The 19,753-nt window shown below is 61.1% G+C and carries 15 protein-coding genes and 1 tRNA gene; 11 read left to right on the top strand and 5 right to left on the bottom strand.

The features are described from left to right. Positions 1 to 20: 20 nt before the first annotated feature. The gene (locus ACFZPT_RS23595; RefSeq protein WP_034114625.1) at positions 21 to 2,723 is read right to left on the bottom strand and encodes a Tc toxin subunit A; all 2,703 of its coding nucleotides are present in this window, start codon (positions 2,721 to 2,723) and stop codon (positions 21 to 23) included. Between the two features lie 235 nt (positions 2,724 to 2,958). Between ACFZPT_RS23595 and ACFZPT_RS23590 the strand changes: the two genes are divergently transcribed. The 5 genes from ACFZPT_RS23590 (at position 2,959) to ACFZPT_RS23570 (ending at position 9,744) form a co-directional block, all read left to right on the top strand. Beyond that, positions 2,959 to 3,900 carry a rhodanese-related sulfurtransferase gene (locus ACFZPT_RS23590; protein ID WP_034099294.1) on the top strand — a complete coding sequence of 314 codons (942 nt, stop codon included), beginning with the start codon at positions 2,959 to 2,961 and terminating at the stop codon, positions 3,898 to 3,900. Positions 3,901 to 3,903: 3 nt separating this feature from the next. Further along, on the top strand, positions 3,904 to 4,539 hold the full coding sequence (locus ACFZPT_RS23585) for a DsbA family protein (protein ID WP_034099292.1): 636 nt from the start codon (positions 3,904 to 3,906) through the stop codon (positions 4,537 to 4,539). Beyond that, the gene (locus ACFZPT_RS23580; RefSeq protein ID WP_034099290.1) at positions 4,532 to 6,352 is read left to right on the top strand and encodes an ABC transporter ATP-binding protein; all 1,821 of its coding nucleotides are present in this window, start codon (positions 4,532 to 4,534) and stop codon (positions 6,350 to 6,352) included. The genes ACFZPT_RS23585 and ACFZPT_RS23580 overlap by 8 nt, the downstream gene beginning before the upstream one ends. A 70-nt stretch (positions 6,353 to 6,422) precedes the next feature. Then, positions 6,423 to 8,885, top strand: coding sequence for an EAL domain-containing protein (locus ACFZPT_RS23575; RefSeq protein WP_034114623.1), 2,463 nt, complete (start codon positions 6,423 to 6,425; stop codon positions 8,883 to 8,885). 79 nt (positions 8,886 to 8,964) lie between these two features. Next, complete coding sequence (locus ACFZPT_RS23570) at positions 8,965 to 9,744, top strand: TenA family transcriptional regulator (RefSeq protein ID WP_371918469.1); 780 nt, start codon at positions 8,965 to 8,967, stop codon at positions 9,742 to 9,744. A gap of 21 nt (positions 9,745 to 9,765) precedes the next feature. Here the strand turns inward: ACFZPT_RS23570 and ACFZPT_RS23565 are convergent, their stop codons facing one another. Both ACFZPT_RS23565 and lldD read right to left on the bottom strand, forming a co-directional pair. Then, the gene (locus ACFZPT_RS23565; RefSeq protein ID WP_034114620.1) at positions 9,766 to 10,692 is read right to left on the bottom strand and encodes a GGDEF domain-containing protein; all 927 of its coding nucleotides are present in this window, start codon (positions 10,690 to 10,692) and stop codon (positions 9,766 to 9,768) included. A gap of 272 nt (positions 10,693 to 10,964) precedes the next feature. Then, positions 10,965 to 12,107, bottom strand: coding sequence for an FMN-dependent L-lactate dehydrogenase LldD (gene lldD / locus ACFZPT_RS23560; RefSeq protein WP_034099282.1), 1,143 nt, complete (start codon positions 12,105 to 12,107; stop codon positions 10,965 to 10,967). 101 nt (positions 12,108 to 12,208) lie between these two features. Here lldD and ACFZPT_RS23555 point away from each other — a divergent pair, with 101 nt between their 5' ends. Together ACFZPT_RS23555 and ACFZPT_RS23550 are read left to right on the top strand one after the other, a co-directional pair. Further along, on the top strand, positions 12,209 to 13,105 hold the full coding sequence (locus ACFZPT_RS23555) for a LysR family transcriptional regulator (RefSeq protein WP_034114616.1): 897 nt from the start codon (positions 12,209 to 12,211) through the stop codon (positions 13,103 to 13,105). Positions 13,106 to 13,165: 60 nt separating this feature from the next. Further along, positions 13,166 to 13,241 (top strand) — tRNA-Asn (locus ACFZPT_RS23550). Positions 13,242 to 13,354: 113 nt separating this feature from the next. Here the strand turns inward: ACFZPT_RS23550 and ACFZPT_RS23545 are convergent. Further along, entirely contained in the window at positions 13,355 to 14,167 is an 813-nt protein-coding gene (locus tag ACFZPT_RS23545; protein ID WP_034099279.1) for a DUF1206 domain-containing protein, read from the bottom strand. Between the two features lie 126 nt (positions 14,168 to 14,293). Here ACFZPT_RS23545 and ACFZPT_RS23540 point away from each other — a divergent pair, with 126 nt between their 5' ends. Together ACFZPT_RS23540 and ACFZPT_RS23535 are read left to right on the top strand one after the other, a co-directional pair. After that, positions 14,294 to 16,147 (top strand): ABC transporter ATP-binding protein, encoded by a 1,854-nt coding sequence (locus ACFZPT_RS23540; protein ID WP_379555790.1) that lies wholly within the window; start codon positions 14,294 to 14,296, stop codon positions 16,145 to 16,147. Between the two features lie 168 nt (positions 16,148 to 16,315). Next, positions 16,316 to 16,774, top strand: a complete 459-nt coding sequence (locus ACFZPT_RS23535) for an Hsp20 family protein (protein ID WP_034099277.1) — start codon at positions 16,316 to 16,318, stop codon at positions 16,772 to 16,774. 35 nt (positions 16,775 to 16,809) lie between these two features. Here ACFZPT_RS23535 and ACFZPT_RS23530 read toward each other — a convergent pair whose 3' ends face one another. Then, on the bottom strand, positions 16,810 to 17,460 hold the full coding sequence (locus tag ACFZPT_RS23530; protein ID WP_034114612.1) for a TetR/AcrR family transcriptional regulator: 651 nt from the start codon (positions 17,458 to 17,460) through the stop codon (positions 16,810 to 16,812). Between the two features lie 123 nt (positions 17,461 to 17,583). Between ACFZPT_RS23530 and ACFZPT_RS23525 the strand changes: the two genes are divergently transcribed. Beyond that, complete coding sequence (locus ACFZPT_RS23525) at positions 17,584 to 18,801, top strand: MFS transporter (protein WP_034114610.1); 1,218 nt, start codon at positions 17,584 to 17,586, stop codon at positions 18,799 to 18,801. A gap of 93 nt (positions 18,802 to 18,894) precedes the next feature. Further along, complete coding sequence (locus ACFZPT_RS23520) at positions 18,895 to 19,692, top strand: DNA/RNA non-specific endonuclease (protein WP_034114608.1); 798 nt, start codon at positions 18,895 to 18,897, stop codon at positions 19,690 to 19,692. Positions 19,693 to 19,753 lie beyond the last annotated feature (61 nt).

The raw sequence follows: 19,753 nt of genomic DNA, 5'->3' as shown, positions 1-19,753 counted from the left end.
GTCCGGGTGGGAAGCGGCCCTTAGTGGCGCGCGGCAATGACCGCTTCGCCGAGGGCCTTCCATTGGCTGAAGTCGCTGGAGAGGCTCAGGTGGCTTGCGTCCAGCAGGGCCTGGCAGGGCAGGCGTGTGGCGGCGCACGATTGGTGGCAGCGCAGGATCCAATCCAACTGATCCATGGCCGTGACACGCCCGGTGGGCAAGGTATCGGTGAGCACCCGCAGTTCTGTTTCGCTCCAGCCCAGCCAGTGGCTCAGTTGTGTGTCGAGTGGCTGCGCGCCGTTGCCGTTGGCGCGCCGAAAGAAGTCCAGAAGCTCGTCCTGGGTCAGGCCCCAGGTGTCGCAGCACGCCTTGAAGCGCTGCAACAAATACAGAGTGCCCAGGTTCAGTTCGAGCAGGGTCGACGGCGCCAGCGCGCGGTCCAGCCAATGGGGGTTGAGCAGCAGTTGACGCAATGACGTGTCGTTCATCGGCAAGGCCAGCAGTGTGGTGACATCCGGCGCCAGCAGGATCAGGTGCTTGAGCGCGGGCGGGGTTTTTGCGCTGTTGAGGAACTGGTTGTAGTAAAGCGTGAGCTCCTTGCTGTAGGGCGTCGGCACCGGGGTATCCAGGAACTGCTGGATGCACACGCGTTGGCCTTTGTCCGCGATGCGTTGCAGCCAGGGCGTCAGTCGATCCTTGGCTTGCTGTTTGAGGACTGCGTCCTGGGCGGGCACCGGGCTCAGGCTCAAGGCCGCAATCGCCTGGTCCAGGGCAAGCGAGGGTTGTCGAGGTTGGGACAGGTCCGCTGACGCTCCGAACGCCTGGGCGAGCACGCCGGCCCATTCGATGGGGGGCAGGTTGTCGGCGGTAGCCGGCTGCGGCAACGGCGCCAGTTGCCAGGCCGACGGCAGTTCATAGGGGGGGTGACGCAGCAAATCGACCCAGCGCGCCAGGGCCGGGTTCTCGCTGACCGGCTCCAGCAACAGACGCTGGCGCAATTGGGGGACGCTGGTGTGGCTGTCCTTGAGCCAAGTGACGGCCCAATCCAGTTGCATAAGCCCGTCGAGAAAGTCTGCGGCAACACTTTCCCCGCTGCGCAAGGTCGGGGCGGTCAAGTGGCTCCACGTCGCAGGGCCGAGCAGGTCGGCCAACTGTCGGCAGTGCTGCACCGACAGGCCGAAGGTGCGCGCGATGTGTGCCTGCCGATACAGCGCCGAGTAGGTCGCCAGGTTACGCAGCACCGGGGTGGGGCAGGCGTCGATCAGCAGGTGCAACGAGTTCGGCGTGTCGGTGAGTTCGAGCGCGGCGCACACGCGCTGGCGGGTCGGCCTATCCAACACCTGGTCGTCCAGCGGCAGGGGTTGGCTGCCTACCGGTGTGGGATTGAACACCTGGTCGAACAACGGCTGCGCAGTGGCGCTGGCCTGCAACGGCACGCGATCAAGCCAGGCGCTGAATGCCAGGGGCGTCAGTGCATAGCGGCGATTGAGGTAGCGAAACACTCCCAGCGCACGCAGGGTGCCGTGGCTGATACGCAGGTCGGCGTTGATCGGCCGTTCACAGGCCATGGCGCTGACGATCAAGGTATCCAGTTCGGCAAATGGCAAATCGACCCCGTGTTGCAGGCGAATCATGCGCTGCAGGCGGTCGAAGCGCTCATCCGTGATATTGAGCAACTGCGCGTTATTACTCGCCACTGTCATCGGCGACTCATCGGTGCCGTTGACATAGCGAGCCCCGTAAAGGGGCAACGGCATATCTTTGACCGAGGGGGAGGCATGGGGGGCGAAACGTTCCTCTGCCAGCAACGCGTGCAACTGGGCGGTATTCAGGGCAGTGGCGTCGAGCAGCGCTTGCAGGGTCTGCGGTGCGCCAGCCAGGCCGAAGCAGGTTTGAAACAACGTGCCGGCTTCAAGGGGCGGTTGCAGCAGGAGCGTTTGTAGCCCGGGGTTCAGGTCGCTTAACAGGCATTGCACATCGGGGTTGTGCGTCTGCACCCAGCCATATTGCGCGCTGCCGGCGGCATCGAACGGTAGCCGTTTGCTGATGCGGTAATTCAATTCGCCCACGCGGTGCCGGGTGCCGTCCAGCCCGAGGCGGCATTGATAGTGGTGATGGTGATACGGCAGCGTCAGGGGGTAGTGCTGGGTACTGAGCAGGCGATACAGCTTCTGGCGCGGATGGTGGTATTTGATGTGTTTGCGCAGCATGTCATCGACCAGCGTCAGCAGGGGGCGCTGGGTGAAGGTGCTGTCGTGGTCGATCACCAGTGCTTCCAGATCCGGGCGACGTTGGCTCAGCAGGACTTTATCGCAGGTGCCCACGCCGTTCTGTTCCAGCTGCCGCGCGAACAGGTACAGCGTGCGCAGATAAGCCACCGGCGAATCGAGCGCGGCGAGCGCATCGGGCGCGCAGGCATTGGCCCAGTCTTCAGCCAGCAGGGATGACCCGCTCGCGTCCAGCTCGCGCTTGCTGCGTGCGGGCGGCGTGTCGGTCGGCTGCAGCTCGTACAGCCATTGCAGCTGGGTGGCGTAGGCCAGCGCGGTGTCGTAGGCCTGGGCGCCATCGTCATCGTTGACGCGGCCCAGTTGCCGGATGAAGTCGGCGCGGGGCAGGCGCACAATGTCAAAGACGCTGGTAACGCCGAGTTGATGCAGGGCCGTGCTGAAGTCGACCTTCCCCTCGCCGGGAGGGGCGGGCCGTTCCAGCAGTCTGGCCAACAGGGGACTGCTTAGAGTGTGCATGACAACGATCTTCCAGTGAGCCCACCGGTGGATCCAATGGGCAACGCCTGACGCTATCACGCAGGTTTTACGGCCGAGGTCGGCCAATGCCGCGCGGGTGTCGAGGAAATATCGGCGACTGAGTGTCGATGCGGCGCCGCCGGGGTTTTGCTAGAATGCGCGCCGCGCGGCCTGGCCCGCGTTTTTTTGCATCCGGTTCACCCTTTACGAGGGTAGCCACCTGGAGAGAACACCCATGACTCAACCGATTGTCGTGGCGGCACTGTATAAGTTCGTCACCCTCGAAGATTACGTTGCCTTGCGCGAGCCCCTGTTGCAGGCGATGGTCGACAACGGCATCAAAGGCACCCTGCTGATCGCCGAAGAAGGCATCAACGGCACCGTTTCCGGCAGCCGCGAAGGCATCGATGGCCTGATCGCCTGGTTGAAGACCGACCCGCGCATGGTCGACCTCGACCACAAAGAGTCGTACTGCGACGAGCAGCCGTTCTACCGCACCAAGGTCAAGCTCAAGAAAGAGATCGTGACCCTGGGCGTCGAAGGCGTCGACCCCAACAAGCAGGTCGGCACTTATGTCGATCCCAAGGACTGGAACGCGCTGATCAGCGATCCGGAAGTGTTGTTGATCGACACCCGCAATGACTACGAAGTGTCCATCGGCACCTTTGAAGGCGCGATCGACCCGAAAACCACCAGTTTTCGCGAATTTCCTGACTACATCAAAGCCCACTTCGACCCGGCCAAGCACAAGAAGGTCGCGATGTTCTGCACCGGCGGCATTCGGTGCGAGAAAGCCTCGAGCTACATGCTCAGCGAAGGCTTCGATGAGGTGTACCACCTCAAGGGCGGCATCCTGAAGTACCTCGAAGAGGTGCCGCAGGAAGAAACCAAGTGGCAGGGCGACTGCTTTGTGTTCGATAACCGCGTGACCGTGCGCCACGACTTGAGCGAAGGCGACTACGATCAATGTCATGCCTGTCGTACACCGGTCAGTGTCTCCGACCGCGCATCCGAACACTATGTGGCCGGCATCAGTTGCCCGCACTGCTGGGATAAGCTGCCGGAGAAAACCCGTCGCAGCGCGATCGACCGGCAAAAGCAGATTGAGCTGGCCAAGGCCCGCAACATGCCGCACCCGATTGGCTACAACTACAAGCAAACCCCTTCCGAGGCCTGAGCCATGTCCGCGCGCCTGCTCTACGTAATGGACCCGATGTGTTCCTGGTGCTGGGGCTTTGCCCCGGTGGCGCAGGCCCTGGTAGAGCAGGCCCAAGTGGCCGGCGTCGACGTACATCTGGTGGTGGGCGGCCTGCGCACCGGCAGCGGCGCGGCGCTGGAACCGACCACGCGGCGCTATATTCTCGAACACTGGCAAGCCGTCACCGACGCCACCGGCCAGCCGTTCAAGCGCGAAGGGGCGCTGCCCGATGGCTTTGTCTATGACACGGAGCCTGCGTGCCGCGCCATCGTCACCGCGCGTAGCCTGGCGCCGGATTGCGCATGGAAGCTGTTGGGGCTGATCCAGCAGGCGTTCTATGTCGAAGGCCGCGACGTGACCCTGGCCAAGGTGTTGGTGGAGCTGGCCGAACAGGCCGGCATCCCGCGTATCGAGTTTGCCGGCGAGTTCGATCGCGCCGAGCAACACGCCGCCACGGCCGCCGATTTTACCTGGGTGCAGGATTTGGGCATCGCCGGTTTCCCGACGCTGCTGGCCGAGCGCGACGGCCAGTTAGCGCTGCTGACCAATGGTTATCAGCCGCTGTCCGAGTTGTCGCCCTTGCTGGCCCGATGGCTGAAGCGAGGCGCCTGTGCATGACCAGCCCGCCACGCCCGAGCAGCCCAAGCGCACCGACCGACTGACCTGGGCGGAAATTCGCCGCCTGGCCCTGCGTCACAAGAAATCCCTGTGGATCGCCAATGGCGTCGCCGTGCTGGCGACCCTGTGCAGCGTGCCCATCCCTTTGCTGTTGCCGTTACTGGTGGACGAAGTCCTGCTGGGCCGTGGCGATGCTGCGCTCAAGGTGATGAACCACGCGCTGCCCCTGGGTTGGCAGAAAGCCGCCGGCTACATAGGCCTGATGCTGCTGGTGACCTTGCTGCTGCGCTGCGGCGCGCTGCTGTTCAACGTGGTGCAGGCGCGGCTGTTCGCACGGTTGGCCAAGGACATCGTGTACCGCATTCGCGTGCGCCTGATCGAACGGCTCAAACGCATCTCCCTGGGCGAATACGAAAGCCTGGGCAGCGGCACGGTGACCACGCACCTGGTCACCGACCTGGACACGCTGGACAAATTCGTTGGCGAAACCCTGAGCCGTTTCCTGGTGGCGATGCTGACGCTGGTCGGCACCTCGGCGATCCTGGTGTGGATGCACTGGCAACTGGCGCTGCTGATCCTGCTGTTCAACCCGCTGGTGATCTACGCCACGGTGCAATTGGGCAAGCGCGTCAAACACCTGAAGAAACTCGAAAACGACAGCACCTCGCGTTTCACCCAGGCCCTGACCGAAACCCTCGACGCCATCCAGGAGGTACGCGCCGGCAACCGCCAGGGCTTCTTTCTAGGGCGGCTCGGCCAGCGCGCCCAGGAAGTGCGCGACTACGCCATCCACTCGCAATGGAAAACCGACGCCTCCAGCCGCGCCAGCGGGTTGCTGTTCCAGTTCGGCATCGACATCTTCCGTGCGGCGGCGATGCTGACCGTGCTGTTTTCCGACCTGTCCATCGGCCAGATGCTCGCGGTGTTCAGCTACCTGTGGTTCATGATCGGCCCGGTGGAGCAATTGCTGAACCTGCAATACGCCTATTACGCAGCGGGCGGTGCGCTGACGCGCATCAATGAACTTTTGGCGCGTGCCGATGAACCGCAGTATGTCGGCGGCGAAGACCCGTTCAGCGGGCACGACACCGTCGGCATCGAAGTGCGCGGGCTGGATTTCGGTTACGGCGAAGAGTTGGTGCTCGATCAGTTGAACCTGAGCATCGCGCCGGGTGAGAAAGTCGCCATCGTCGGCGCCAGCGGCGGCGGCAAAAGTACGTTGGTGCAACTGCTGCTGGGGCTTTATACGCCCCAGGCCGGCTCCATCCGTTTTGGCGGCGCGACCCAGCAGGCGATTGGCTTGGAGACCATCCGCGAGCACGTCGCGGTGGTGTTGCAGCACCCGGCGCTGTTCAACGACACGGTGCGCGCCAACCTGACCATGGGCCGCGAACGCAGTGACCAGGCTTGCTGGCAGGCGCTGGAAATCGCCCAGCTGGACGCCACCGTCAGGGCCCTGCCTCAGGGGTTGGACAGTGTGGTGGGGCGTTCCGGGGTGCGTTTCTCCGGCGGCCAGCGCCAACGCCTGGCGATTGCGCGGATGGTGCTGGCCGAGCCCAAAGTGGTGATCCTCGATGAAGCCACCTCGGCTCTGGACGCCGCCACCGAATATAACTTGCATCAGGCGCTGGCGCGGTTTCTCAGTGGCCGTACTACACTGATCATCGCCCACCGTCTGTCGGCGGTAAAACAGGCGGACCGGGTATTAGTGTTTGATGGCGGGCACATTGCCGAAGATGGCGACCACCAGCAGCTGATCGCCGATGGCGGCCTTTACGCCAAGCTTTATGGACACTTGCAACAAGTACGTTGATTTAGCTTAGGCTGTGGCAGGGAAGCGGGTTTTAGCGTGCGTATTGAGCAGTGCATATGCAAGGGACTTCATGAAGCGAAAGCGGACTTTCGGAACGCCTCGGCTGCTGGGCATTGTGTGGCCCTTTATCGCAGTCGTGCTGTTTCAGGCATTGCTGGGCTGTGGCAGCCTGTATGTGCTGTCGGCTGTGCGTGGTTACGTGGGCGGCGAGAGTCTGTGGTCCAAGGGCCAGAAAGACGCCATCTATTACCTCACGCTGTACGCCGATAACCGCGACGAAGCCACCTACCTCAAATACCAGCACGCCATCGCCGTACCTCAGGGCGGGCACGAACTGCGCGTTGCCCTGGACCGCCCAACCCCTGACCTCGATGCCGCACGCCTGGGAATACTCAAGGGCGGCAACCACCCGGACGATGTGTCGAGCGTGATCTGGCTGTACCTGAACTTCCGGCATTTCAGCTACCTGGAAAAAGCCATCGAGTTGTGGACGGTGGGCGATGGCTACCTGGTGCAGCTGGATAACCTGGCCCAGGAGATGCACGCCGCGATCAGCGCCGACCAGGTCAACGCCAACGATGTGCGCCAATGGAAGGCCCGTATCACCGCCATCAACGACGGCGTGACCCCCGCCGCCAAAGCCTTCAGCGATGCCTTGGGCGAAGGCTCGCGGGTGATCCTGCGCCTGCTGTTGATCACCAACCTGACCACTGCCCTGGGCTTGATCGTGCTGGCGTTGTTGCGCACCCACAAGTTATTGAGCCAGCGCCATGCGTTCGCTACAGCGCTGCAGGTGGAAAAGGAACGGGCGCAGATCACTCTGGCGTCGATTGGCGACGGGGTGATCACCACCAACGTCGACGGTGCCATTACCTACATGAACCCGGCGGCCGAGGCACTCACCCATTGGAAGTCGAGCCAGGCCCAGGGCTTGCCCCTGGCGGCGCTGTTCAACCTGCTGGACGACGATGCCCAGCCTGACGGCTTCACCCTGATCGAGCAAATCGTAAAGGGCCAGCTCAGGGGCGGTAGCGAGCATGCCAAGACCATCCAGCGCCTGGACGGCAGCACGGTGTCAGTCACCTTGGTAGGCACGCCGATTCGCAGTGGCGATCGGGTCAGTGGTGCGGTGCTGGTTCTGCACGACATGACGCAGGAGCGGCAGTACATCGCCAACCTGTCGTGGCAGGCGACCCATGACGCCCTGACCGGCCTGGCTAACCGGCGTGAATTCGAATTCCGTCTGGAGCAGGTATTGTACCCGTTGGCGCATCAGCAGGTTGGGCGCCACGCCTTGATGTTCCTCGACCTGGACCAGTTCAAACTGGTCAACGACACCTGCGGGCATGCGGCGGGCGATGAACTGTTGCGGCATATCTGCGCGCTGCTGCAATCGGACCTGCGCGAGGGCGATACCCTGGCGCGCCTGGGCGGCGATGAGTTCGGCATCTTGCTGGAGAACTGTCCACCGGCGGCTGCGGAAAAGATCGCCGAGAGCCTGCGCCACACTGTGCAAAGCCTGCATTTTGTATGGAAAGGCCGGCCATTCGTGACCACCGTGAGCATCGGTCTGGTGCATATCTCCCATACCCCGACCACCCTGGAAGCGTCGCTGCGCGCTGCCGACATGGCGTGCTACATGGCCAAAGAGAAGGGGCGCAACCGCGTGCAGGTGTATCACGCCGACGACTCCGAGTTGTCCGTGCGCTTCGGCGAAATGGCCTGGGTGCAGCGCCTGCACATGGCCCTGGAAGAAAACCGCTTCTGCCTGTATTCCCAAGAAATCGCTGCCTTGAACCACACCGAGGGCGGCAGCGGGCATATCGAGATTCTGCTGCGCCTGCATGACGAATCCGGTCGCATCATCCTGCCCGAGAGTTTTATTCCGGCGGCCGAGCGCTATGGCCTGATCACTTCTCTGGATCGGTGGGTGGTGGAGAATGTGTTCGCGATCATTGCCCGCTGCCTGCACGAGCGTCCGGGCCGGCCCATGGCCATGTGTGCGATTAATCTGTCAGGTATTACCATCGGCGATGACGATTTTTTAGGATTTTTACGAGATAAGTTCGCCTCCTATCGCATCCCGCCAGAAATGATTTGTTTTGAAATTACCGAGACTAGTGCGATTGCCAATTTGGCCAGTGCAATTCGTTTTATTAATGAACTCAAAGCCTTAGGTTGCCATTTCTCACTTGATGATTTTTGTGCCGGAATGTCCTCATTCGCGTATCTGAAACATTTACCTGTAGACTTCCTGAAGATCGATGGAAGTTTCGTAAAGGATATGCTGGACGACCCGATTAACCGCGCCATGGTCGAAGTGATCAACCACATCGGCCACGTCATGGGTAAGCGCACAATTGCCGAGTTTGTCGAAACACCCCAAATCGAACAGGCACTGCTCGAAATAGGAGTGGATTACGCTCAGGGTTACCTGATCGAACGACCGCAGTTGTTTACCTTTGATAGCTTGCAATGTCGACCTGTGCGGCCGCAGCCCCTGTTATTCAAGGCGCCCGGCACATTCCGCTGAAACATTTGCCGGTCTGTAAACATCACACTTAAAAAGGAGCCTTATAGTGATCGACACATTCAACAGAACCGGCCCGCTGATGGAAGCCTCAAGTTACCCAGCCTGGGCACAGCAATTGATCCAGGACTGTAGCGAGAGCAAGCGCCGGGTTGTCGAACACGAACTGTACCAGCGCATGCGCGACAACACGCTCAGCGCGCGGACCATGCGTCACTACTTGATCGGTGGCTGGCCCGTGGTAGAACAGTTTGCCCTGTACATGGCACAGAACCTCACCAAGACTAAGTTTGCCCGCCATCCTGGGGAGGATATGGCGCGGCGCTGGCTGATGCGCAATATTCGCGTGGAACTCAACCATGCCGACTACTGGGTCAATTGGGCGCACGCCCATGGGGTGAGCCTGGAAGAGTTGCAGGCCCAGCATGTGCCGCCGGAGTTGCATGCACTGAGCCATTGGTGCTGGCATACCAGCTCGGCCGATTCGTTGATCGTGGCAATTGCCGCCACCAACTACGCAATCGAAGGGGCGACTGGGGAATGGTCAGCCGTGGTCTGCTCCACGGGTGTCTACGCCGCGGCCTTTCCTGAGGAGGAGCGCAAACGGGCAATGAAGTGGCTGAAGATGCACGCCCAGTACGACGACGCGCACCCGTGGGAAGCCCTGGAAATCATCTGCACCCTGGCCGGGATGAACCCGAGCAAGGCCTTGCAGGTGGAACTGCGCCAGGCCGTGTGCAAAAGCTACGACTACATGTACCTGTTCTTGGAAAGCTGCATGCGTCTTGAGAAAGACAAGCCTGTCAGCCTCGCCAGCGCCGCCGTGCGCGAGCGCCAGGAGCGTGTCGCCAGCGAAGCCTGATGTAACGCGGTGGCGGGGTGCTTACCCCGCCATTGCCAAGCGGTTGCGGCCTTCGCGCTTGGCCACGTACAACGCATTATCGGCCCGGCGCAGCAGGCTTTCGGCCGACTCGGCGGCCAGCAATGTCGAGCAGCCCAAGCTCACCGTCAATTCAATCCGTTTACCATCGGCCCAATAGTCCTGGGCCTGGGTCGCTTTGCGCAGGCGTTCCCCGACCACCGCCGCCGCCTCCCGGCTGGTGTTGGACAGCAGGATCAGAAACTCTTCCCCGCCGAACCGGAACACCATGTCCACGTTACGCAGCTGCGCCTTGATGACAGCCGCCACCTCGCGCAATACGTCATCGCCGGCGGCGTGGCCGTGGGTATCGTTGATGTGCTTGAAGTGATCGATGTCCAGCATCAGCAAGGACAGTGGGTTCAGGTGCCGGCGAGCCATGTCGATTTCCCGTTGCAGCGTCTGATCCATGGCGATGCGGTTGCCGGTCTGGGTCAGCGGGTCACGCAGGGCGCTGCGAGTGGCCGCGCGGTAGAGCAGGGCATTGCGCATGGGATAGAGCAGGGTGGCCAGCAGCGATTCGAGCTGGCCGAGTTCTTCTTCGCTCAGGCGTTGGTTACGGCGAAAGATCAGTTCTCCCAGATGCTCGCCCTCGTGGCTCAGGCTGTAGCTCACCGAGTGATGGCCGCGCTGGCCGAACTCCAGGCGCAGGTCTGCGGCGTCGTGACGATAATGCAGGGCATCCAGGGGCACCAGGCGTTGGATCTCACGGAAGAACACACTGAGGATGCGCTCCGGTTCCAGACTGGTCTGCAATTGCAGGCCCAGTTGCTGGCGCAGTTGAGCAACGGTAGTGGGGCGGCGGGGTGGCGGGAGCGGCTGGCCGAAGCCCAGACGTTGCAATTTGGCTGTGTCGAAATCAATTGCGTTGGTCTGGGTAGGTGTTTTCATAACCGTTCGGCCTCTAAGAGTCTTACAGGCCCGATGCGTGTGGCGAGTGCCGGGGTCTTACTGTTCCGTCAGTTTCGTAAAACATTGAAACAGTCTAAACCGCTTTACAGAGGGTTTTAACCCCTGGGCACCGCCGCACGTCTTGTCATCGCTGGACCTGCTTGGAACAGGTTAGAGCGAGATTCATGCCACTTCGTTTAATTTAATAAAAAACCTTACGAATCAATGGTCGCTGTAGCAGGCCAGCCCCAGGTGTGGAGGGCCCGCGCCGGTTATTTGGCTGCTTGTACCAAGGTGTCGGCGTTAATCTGCTCGATTGAAGTCACACCGGTCAGGGTCATGGCTACGCGCATTTCCTTAGCGAAAATATCCAGCAGGTTTTCGACCCCGTGCTGGCCGTCGGCGGCCAACGCGTAGGAGGGCGCGCGCCCCAGCAGGCACGCTTTGGCGCCCAGGGCGAGCATGCGCACTACGTCGAGGCCGGAGCGGATGCCGGAGTCCACCAGCACCGTCAGGTCATCGCCCACGGCCTCGGCAATCGCCGGCAACGCTTTGGCGGTGGACAGCACGCCATCCAATTGGCGGCCGCCATGGTTGGACACCACGATGCCATCGGCGCCGAAGCTCACGGCGTCCTTGGCGTCCTGGGGGTCAAGGATGCCTTTGATGATCATCGGACCTTTCCAGAATTCGCGGATCCACTCCAGGTCGCTCCAACTGATCGACGGGTCAAAATTGTTGGCCAGCCAACCAATGTAGTCTTCCAGATGAGTGGGTTTGCCCAGGTACTTGGAAATATTGCCCAGGTCATGGGGGCGACCCATCAGGCCCACGTCGAAGGCCCACTGCGGCTTGGTCACAGCCTGCAGCATGCGCCGCGAGGCCGCGTACGGCCCGGACATGCCCGAGTGAGCATCGCGATAGCGCGCCCCCGGCGTGGGCATATCCACGGTGAACACCAACGTCGTCACCCCGGCTGCCTGCGCGCGTTCCAGCGCGTTGCGCATGAAACCGCGGTCCTTGAGTACATAAAGTTGGAACCAGATGGCCTGCGGACTTTGCGATGCCACTTCCTCAATGGAGCACACCGACACCGTCGACAGGCAGAACGCAATGCCCTTGTTGGCGGCGGCCTTGGCTGCCTGTACTTCGCCACGGCGCGCGTACATGCCGGTCAACCCTACCGGGCTGAGAATCACCGGCATCGCCAGCTTCTGGCCGAGCACGGTGGTGTTGAGGCTGAGGTTATCCACATTGCGCAGGATGCGCTGGCGCAGGCTGATGTCGGCCAGGTCCGCGCTGTTGGCCCGCAGCGTGTGCTCGGCGTAGGCACCGCCGTCGATATAGTCGAACAGAAAACGCGGCAGTTTGCGTTGGGCGGCGGCGCGGTAGTCGGAGGCGGACGAAATGATCATCAACGGTCAATCCACAGGGCAAGGTGGCTCCACCATAAGCGAACTTCTGGCATGATAAAAACAACTTTTATCACTGGCTTCCAGTCGCCAAAGGAATACCGATGAATCTGCGAACACTGCGCGCCTTTGTCGAGGTGGTGCGCCAGGGCGGTTTTTCTCAGGCAGCCGAGGTGGTGTCTCTGACACAGTCCACCGTGAGCAAGGCGGTCAAAACCCTCGAAGAGGAACTGGGCATGCCGCTGCTCAACCGCCTTGGGCATCGTAACCAACTGACCGCCGCCGGCGAAATTGCCTACCGTCGCGCCCAGGTGTTGTTGGCCGAACACAGCGACCTGCTCGGCGAAATCAACGACCTGCGCGGCCTCAAGCGCGGCATGTTGCGCATCGGCTTGCCACCGGTAGGCTGCGGCGTGCTGTTTGCGACCATGTTCGCCACCTACCGCAGCCGCTACCCGGACATTGACATTGAGCTGACCGAATACGGCAGCAAGCGCCTGCGCGAATGCCTGGAAGAAGGGGAGGTCGACCTGGCGGCACTGTTGTTACCGATTGACGAGGGCTTCGACTATCAACCGGTGCGCAATGAGCCGCTGATCGCCGTGCTGCCCATGAACCATCCCCTGGCAGGGCGTGAGTGTATCGACTTCACCGACCTGGCAGACTCGCCCTTCATCCTGTTCGAAGCCGGTTTCGCCCTGAACGCCAAGATCCTCGCGGCCTGCGAGCGCAAAGGCGTAACCCCCCGCGTGACGGCACGCAGCGGGCAGATCGATTTTATTGTCGACCTGGTCGCGGCTGGCCTGGGCGTCGCCTTCCTGCCACGAATGTTGGCGCACAAGCATCAACACGCCGGCATTGCCTTGGTCGCGTTGGACGAGCCCCATACCGATTGGCACATCGCCCTGGCCTGGCGCGCCAACGCCCACTTACCACCGGCCGCCCGCGCCTGGCTGGACCTGGCTGCAGAACAGCCGCTGACGGGCGAGCCGGGGAATTAATCCTCACGTTTGCCAGGCAATGCTTGACTTCTCCTTTTCAATCAGTAACATACGGCGCATTCCGCGATAGCTCAGTTGGTAGAGCAAATGACTGTTAATCATTGGGTCCCTGGTTCGAGTCCAGGTCGTGGAGCCAGATAGGGAAAAGCCTGCAGCGATGCAGGCTTTTTTTTGCCTTGGATTTTTCCGGGTGATTCGAGCGCACAGCATAAGCGCGTCTCTAAAACCGCCACAAACGGCCGTGGCCTGCTACGTTCTCGCCACCCCCGGCACATCCATATTGATCTTGCGCCAGAAGGCTTCAGAAAAACTGTAAGCCGAGAAAGCGATCAGCCCCAAGGCCATTACCATCAAAAGCAACCACCCAGCGGGTAGGTTCTGGAGGGCGTCCAGCGCCTCCTTCATGCCGGGTGGGTCAATGGCTTGATAAGTGGAACCGCTGATGGCCAATAACACTGCAATCTCTAAAAACACCACGCCGCGGGCGATCAATCCGAATCGCGATACGGGGCGCACGTAGCGCATGACATCTTCATCGGCCTCAAAATATTTTTCGAACGATGCCTTCCATCCCTTGATGATGTGAGCAATACCGACCCCAAGCGGAATGAGGGCGATCAGGTAAACCAACATGTTCGAATGTTCCCAGGACAATAGATGGGACAGCCAGTCTTTGGCCTGCCCCCCGGAATTACCCGAGCTTTTAATGCCGCTTATAAGCAGGCCCAATGCAAAAAACGCCAGCGCGCCATTAACGACGCCTCCGGCAAACAGGCCGGTTCGAATCACCAAACCCTTGAGTTCTTTGCCATGATGATCGACATCACGGGTAGCCTGCAGCATGCGCCAAGAGGCAAATGAGAGCAGGCCCGCCACCACAACCCCAATTAAAAAATAGCCGAATGGTTGGCTGAGCAATGCTTCCAGACTTTTGTGGCTATCCTTCGGTTTTGTCGAGTCCTGTGCTGCCAGCAGCGCGAAGATACCGATGATCAGATACAGCACTCCCCGAGCGGCGTAGCCTCCTCGAGCGAGCATGACAAGACTGTTTTGCGCTGACATTCGACGTATTCCTGAGATCTGATTCAAGAGCAGACCCTGCTTGCAGAGCAGGGTTCTATCCCGATACGCCCTCAAGCCAACCTTTAAATGCCAGAATCCCCGCACTAGATCGTTCTGGAGAACCCTATGCTTCGTGCATTCGAACAACGCCTCGACCCTTTCCCGCCCGACGAGGCGCCTCCACCCCCCGAGGGCCTGGCGCGATTTTTGTGGGCCTGCACCCGTGGTGCCCGGGGTTATATCGTTGCGCTCGCGCTGCTCAGTGCCAGTGTGTCGATCTACGAAGCCTGGTTGTTTGCTTTTCTCGGACAGGTGGTGGACCTGCTGTCGACCTGGCAAGCCGGCGGCGATGCAGGCGGGCAGGAAAGCCGGGTGCTGTGGGGGATCGGTATCGTGCTGGTGACCAGCATTGCGCTGGTAGCGCTGCGCACGCTGGTGCAGCACCAGGTATTGGCGATCAACCTGCCGTTGCGGCTGCGTTGGGATTTCCATCGGCTGATGCTGCGACAAAGCCTGTCGTTCTTCTCCGACGAGTTCTCCGGCCGTGTCACCACCAAGGTCATGCAGACGGCGCTGTCGGTGCGCGAGGTGCTGTTCACCCTGATCGAGATGGCCCCCGGAATCGGTGTGTACTTCATCGCGCTTATCACACTGGCCGGCGGCTTCGACCCGAAGCTGATGCTGCCTTTCATTGCCTGGTTGGCGTTGTTCGGCCTGGCCATGGGGTACTTCGTGCCGCGCCTGGGCAAAGTCGGGCAGGAGCAGGCGAATGCGCGCTCGTCCATGACCGGGCGTATTTCGGACGCCTACACCAATATCACCACGGTCAAGCTGTTCTCCCATTCCAAGCGTGAAGCGCATTTCGCGCGCGCGGCGATGGAGGACTTCAAGCAGACCGGTTTTCGCCAGATGCGCCTGGTCAGCCAGTTCGAGATCGTCAATCAGGCACTAGTGGTCGCGTTGATCATGGGCGCGGGCGGTTATGCCTTGTGGCTGTGGCACCAAGGGGCAGTGGGCACCGGCGCGGTGGCGGCCATCACCGCCATGGCGTTGCGCGTCAATGGTATGTCGCATTGGATCATGTGGCAGATGACCTCGCTGTTCGAGAACATCGGCACCGTGCAGGACGGTATGCAAACCTTGACCTGCGGGCCCAAGGTGCAGGACGCGCCGGATGCCGCCACGCTGCTCACCCACGGCGGCGCCGTGACGTTCGACAACGTGAGCTTCAATTACAATGGCGAACGCCAGGTTCTCGATGGCCTGAGCTTGAGCATCCGCCCAGGCGAAAAAATCGGCCTGGTGGGGCGCTCCGGTGCCGGTAAATCCACGCTTATCAATCTGTTGTTGCGCTTCTATGACGTGGACAAAGGGCAGATCTGCATCGATGGGCAGAATATCGCCCACGTCACCCAGGACAGTCTGCGCAGCGCCATCGGCATGGTTACCCAAGACACATCCCTGCTGCACCGCTCGATTCGCGACAACATCGCTTACGGGCGCCCCGATGCAACCGATGAGCAAATCCGCAGTGCCGCCGCGAGTGCCCAGGCTGACGGCTTCATCAGCCAACTGAGCGATAAACAAGGCCACTGCGGTTACGACACGTTGGTGGGTGAGCGGGGCATCAAGTTATCCGGCGGCCAGCGCCAACGGGTCGCCATCGCCCGCGTGATGCTCAAGAACGCTCCGATCCTGCTGCTTGACGAGGCCACCAGTGCGCTGGATTCGGAAGTCGAAGTCGCCATCCAGGAAAGCCTGGATGAAATGATGAAGGGCAAGACCGTCATTGCCATCGCCCATCGACTGTCCACAATCGCCGCCATGGATCGACTGATCGTCATGGATAACGGTCGCATCATCGAGCAAGGTAGCCACGCCGAGTTGCTAGAGAAGAACGGCACCTATGCGCGGTTATGGCATCACCAGAGCGGCGGGTTTCTGGGGGAGGATCAGGGCGTGGCCGAGACTGCGGAATAGACCTGTTCTGATATCTCATTCCGAGGGGCCAAACAGCCGTTTGTCGGCAGGAAAATTTTTTTTGGGTCGTCGCTTGAAATTTTTTCCCCTGAACCTACTTAGGTTTTACGCGATGCCGAATACGGGTCGCGTATCAAATCACTTGGAGAAAACTCAGGAGATTTTGCAATGGCTACTACTCTCTCGTTGGCCCCACTGTTCCGCCACTCCGTTGGCTTTGACCGTTTCAACGACCTTTTCGAATCGGCGCTTCGCAGCGAGGCCGGTACCACGTACCCACCCCATAACGTCGAGAAGCACGGTGATGATCACTACCGCATCGTGATCGCCGCTGCCGGCCTGGTGGAAGACGACCTGGATATCCAGGTGGAAAAAGGCGTGTTGACCGTCGCCGGCGGCAAACGCGAACACGACGAAAACATCACCTACCTGCATCAAGGTATCGCCCAGCGCGCGTTCCGCTTGTCGTTCCGCCTGGTCGACCACATTGAAGTGCAGGGCGCGCAGCTCTCCAATGGCCTGCTGAGCATCGATCTGCTCAGAGTGGTGCCGGAGGAAGCCAAGCCTAAACGCATTGCGATTGGCGGCGCGAACAAGGCTGAAGTGAAGTCGATCAGCGAGCAGTAATACAGCAATGAATAAAGGCGCTCTTCGGAGCGCCTTTATTTTGCGCCACCGACTTCAGGCTCAGCGGCCGGCACGGAAGAAGCCGCAGCGTCCCACGTCACCAACAGTTGGCTGATCGCGGCATCAAGGATTGCATGGGGCACGTTATCCCGCGCCAGGATCGATACTCCCTGCAAAAAGCTGTCAAACACGGTAGCCATCACCGCAGCTTCGGTTGTTTCAGGCAACTGACCTTCACGCACGGCCCGCTCCACACACGCCACAATCCCCGCCCGCGTGCGCAGTCGCGATTGGGTCAGCGCATTCGCTACCCGCGCGTTTTCCGGACTGGGCGCACTCATCACGCCAAGTGCAACCATGCAGCCCTTGGGGTGACCGTCTTCGCATTGCATACGCACCGATTGGCGCAGCGCGGTTTCGATGGCTTGGCGCGGCGGTAGGGTTTCGTCCCACAAACATTCGGTGACTTGGGCGTAGGTGGACAGGTAGCGCTGCACGCACTCCTCGAACAGCGCTTCTTTGGAGCCGAAAGCGGCGTAAAAACTCGGCGCGGAAATGCCACCGCCCAAACCCGCTTTGAGCTGGGCAAGGGACGTGGCGTCATAGCCGTGCTGCCAGAACAGATGCAACGCCTGTTCCACAGCCTGTTCGCGATCAAAATTACGCGGGCGGCCCATCTGTGCCATGTGAGGTCTCCTTCGGAAAGCGAAATAGATACTAGTCGATACATAAGTCGTTGACAACGCGCTGCGCCCGCCTGCTACATTTGTATCGATCAGTATTTAAATCAATTTGCCCAGGAGTTTCCCGTGCCCCCCTCACTGACGTTATCGGCTTCGTCCGACCGCTTGCCCGTCGGCGCCTTGCTCGCCCTGGCGATGACCGGCTTCATCTGCATCGTCACCGAAACCCTGCCCGCCGGCCTGTTGCCGTTGATCAGTGACGGCCTGGCGATTTCGCCGTCAATGGCCGGGCAGATGGTCACCGCGTATGCGCTGGGTTCAGTACTGGCGGTGATCCCCATGACCATCGCCACTCGTGGCTGGCGCCGACGCAACGTATTGCTGCTGACCATCGCCGGTTTCCTGCTGTTCAACTCCATCACCGCGTTGTCCTCCCACTATGGGGTCACGCTGGTGGCGCGTTTCTTCGCCGGGGTGGCGGCAGGGTTGGCCTGGAGCTTGCTCGCCGGTTATGCCCGCCGGATGGTCGCGCCGCAGCAACAGGGTAGGGCGCTGGCGTTGGCCATGGTCGGTACGCCGATTGCGCTGTCGTTGGGTGTGCCGCTGGGCACTTGGCTCGGTGGCCTGCTGGGTTGGCGCACCACTTTCGGCCTGATGTCGGGCGTGAGCCTGGTGCTGATCGGCTGGGTGCTGGTGAAGGTCCCGGACTTTGCGCCACAGCCCGCGCATCAGCGCCTGTCATTGCGCAAGGTGCTGACCACGCCCGGCGTGCGCCCGGTGCTGGCGGTGGTGATCAGTTGGATGCTGGCCCATAACATCCTCTACACCTATATTGCCCCATTCGTGGCACCGGCGGGCTTGGCCGAGCGGGTGGATCTGGTGTTGCTGGTCTTCGGCATCGCTGCGTTGGCGGGGATTTGGGGCACGGCCAGACTGGTCGAACCGTTGTTACGCAACACTGTGCTGGTGAGCTTGGCGGCGTTTGCGGCGGTGAGCGTGCTATTGGGCTTACTGGGGAACGTGCCACAAGTGATCTACCTCGGCGTGGCGGTATGGGGCCTGAGTTTCGGCGGCGCTGCGACCTTGTTGCAAACCGCCCTGGCGGACGCGGCGGGTGATGGCGCGGATGTGGCGTTGTCGCTGAACGTGGTGGCATGGAATAGCGCGATTGCGGGCAGCGGCGTAGTGGGTGGCGTGCTGCTGGACACATGGGGCGTGGCCGCATTTGCGTGGGCGATGCTGCTGTTGGTCGGCGTGGCGTTTGCCATTGCCTGGGCGGCCAGCGCCCATGGCTTCAGGCCGGGCGCGCGGGGTGCGGGAAAACCTACGTCGCTCGGGCACTAATCTGACATCTGTTAGTCCATAATCCTCGAAATATCATTCACTTGGCTCCGTACGCGGAGCCTGCCGCGTCGCTCTCTGTCGAAGATTCAATCCATGTACCTACGCAAAATTGCAGTTGGGCTATCGGCCTTTGTTTTGTTTTCGGCCGGGGCACATGCCCGTGGCGCGATAGACCTTTATTCCACCCAGGAACGGCAGTTGTCGTTCGACACCTGCGCCGATGTATTCCCCGGCGCAACACCGATCAAAACCGCGACCGTCCCCGCCAGCCTGAAACCCCTGGCGCTGTGCTCCGACCATTTTGCGGTGCTGTATTCGCAAACCAGCAAGACACCGCTGGTGGTGGTCGAGCGCCTCAACGCCCGCCAGCTCAAGGACGCCAAAGGCGAAGAACGAACCAACCATTTCTATGCGGACCCGCGCATTCCTAAGGGCGCGCGCGCGGAGTTGAGCGACTACCGTGGCGTGCAGCCGGCGATGGACCGCGGCCACCAATCCCCGGCCGCCGACGCACCCGATGCCAAGGCCATGGCCCAGTCATTTGCGTTGTCGAACATGGTGCCGCAAGACCCTACCAACAACCGCAAGATCTGGAGCAAGGTCGAGGCGGACGTGCGCAAGTTCGCCCTTCGCGCCGGCGGCGATGTGTATGTGTTCACTGGGCCGCTGTTCGATGAGGGGCACGGCACCATCGGTGCTAACCGGGTGTGGGTGCCGACGCGGCTGTTCAAGCTGGTGTACGACGCATCGTCCCAACGGGCGTGGGCTTATGTGCTGCCGAATGCTGAAACAAGGATTCAGCGGCCGATGGATTACCCCACTTTTGTGAAGAGCACCGGGCTGAAACTGTTGGGGAATCTGCCGGTGTCGGGTGCGATTGGCCGCGGCTGACACCAGACGGCTTCGGGCTTATCTATACTGTCGCCCTTGCCCCTCATTTATTTCAACCCGC

It is taken from the genome of Pseudomonas sp. MD330_10 (genome assembly GCF_042610415.1).
GTDB classification, from domain to species: Bacteria; Pseudomonadota; Gammaproteobacteria; order Pseudomonadales; family Pseudomonadaceae; genus Aquipseudomonas; species Aquipseudomonas rhodesiae.
The sequence above is the reverse complement of the archived record's forward strand: the minus strand, read 5'-3'. Positions and strand labels throughout refer to the sequence as shown.

Bases quoted from the DNA above. Each gene is read 5' to 3' on its own strand.
- ACFZPT_RS23595 (WP_034114625.1), bottom strand. From the start codon at position 2,723: ATGCACACTCTAAGCAGTCCCCTGTTGGCCAGACTGCTGGAACGGCCC.
- ACFZPT_RS23590 (WP_034099294.1), top strand. From the start codon at position 2,959: ATGACTCAACCGATTGTCGTGGCGGCACTGTATAAGTTCGTCACCCTC.
- ACFZPT_RS23585 (WP_034099292.1), top strand. From the start codon at position 3,904: ATGTCCGCGCGCCTGCTCTACGTAATGGACCCGATGTGTTCCTGGTGC.
- ACFZPT_RS23575 (WP_034114623.1), top strand. From the start codon at position 6,423: ATGAAGCGAAAGCGGACTTTCGGAACGCCTCGGCTGCTGGGCATTGTG.
- ACFZPT_RS23570 (WP_371918469.1), top strand. From the start codon at position 8,965: ATGGAAGCCTCAAGTTACCCAGCCTGGGCACAGCAATTGATCCAGGAC.
- ACFZPT_RS23565 (WP_034114620.1), bottom strand. From the start codon at position 10,692: ATGAAAACACCTACCCAGACCAACGCAATTGATTTCGACACAGCCAAA.
- lldD (WP_034099282.1), bottom strand. From the start codon at position 12,107: ATGATCATTTCGTCCGCCTCCGACTACCGCGCCGCCGCCCAACGCAAA.
- ACFZPT_RS23555 (WP_034114616.1), top strand. From the start codon at position 12,209: ATGAATCTGCGAACACTGCGCGCCTTTGTCGAGGTGGTGCGCCAGGGC.
- ACFZPT_RS23545 (WP_034099279.1), bottom strand. From the start codon at position 14,167: ATGTCAGCGCAAAACAGTCTTGTCATGCTCGCTCGAGGAGGCTACGCC.
- ACFZPT_RS23540 (WP_379555790.1), top strand. From the start codon at position 14,294: ATGCTTCGTGCATTCGAACAACGCCTCGACCCTTTCCCGCCCGACGAG.
- ACFZPT_RS23535 (WP_034099277.1), top strand. From the start codon at position 16,316: ATGGCTACTACTCTCTCGTTGGCCCCACTGTTCCGCCACTCCGTTGGC.
- ACFZPT_RS23530 (WP_034114612.1), bottom strand. From the start codon at position 17,460: ATGGCACAGATGGGCCGCCCGCGTAATTTTGATCGCGAACAGGCTGTG.
- ACFZPT_RS23520 (WP_034114608.1), top strand. From the start codon at position 18,895: ATGTACCTACGCAAAATTGCAGTTGGGCTATCGGCCTTTGTTTTGTTT.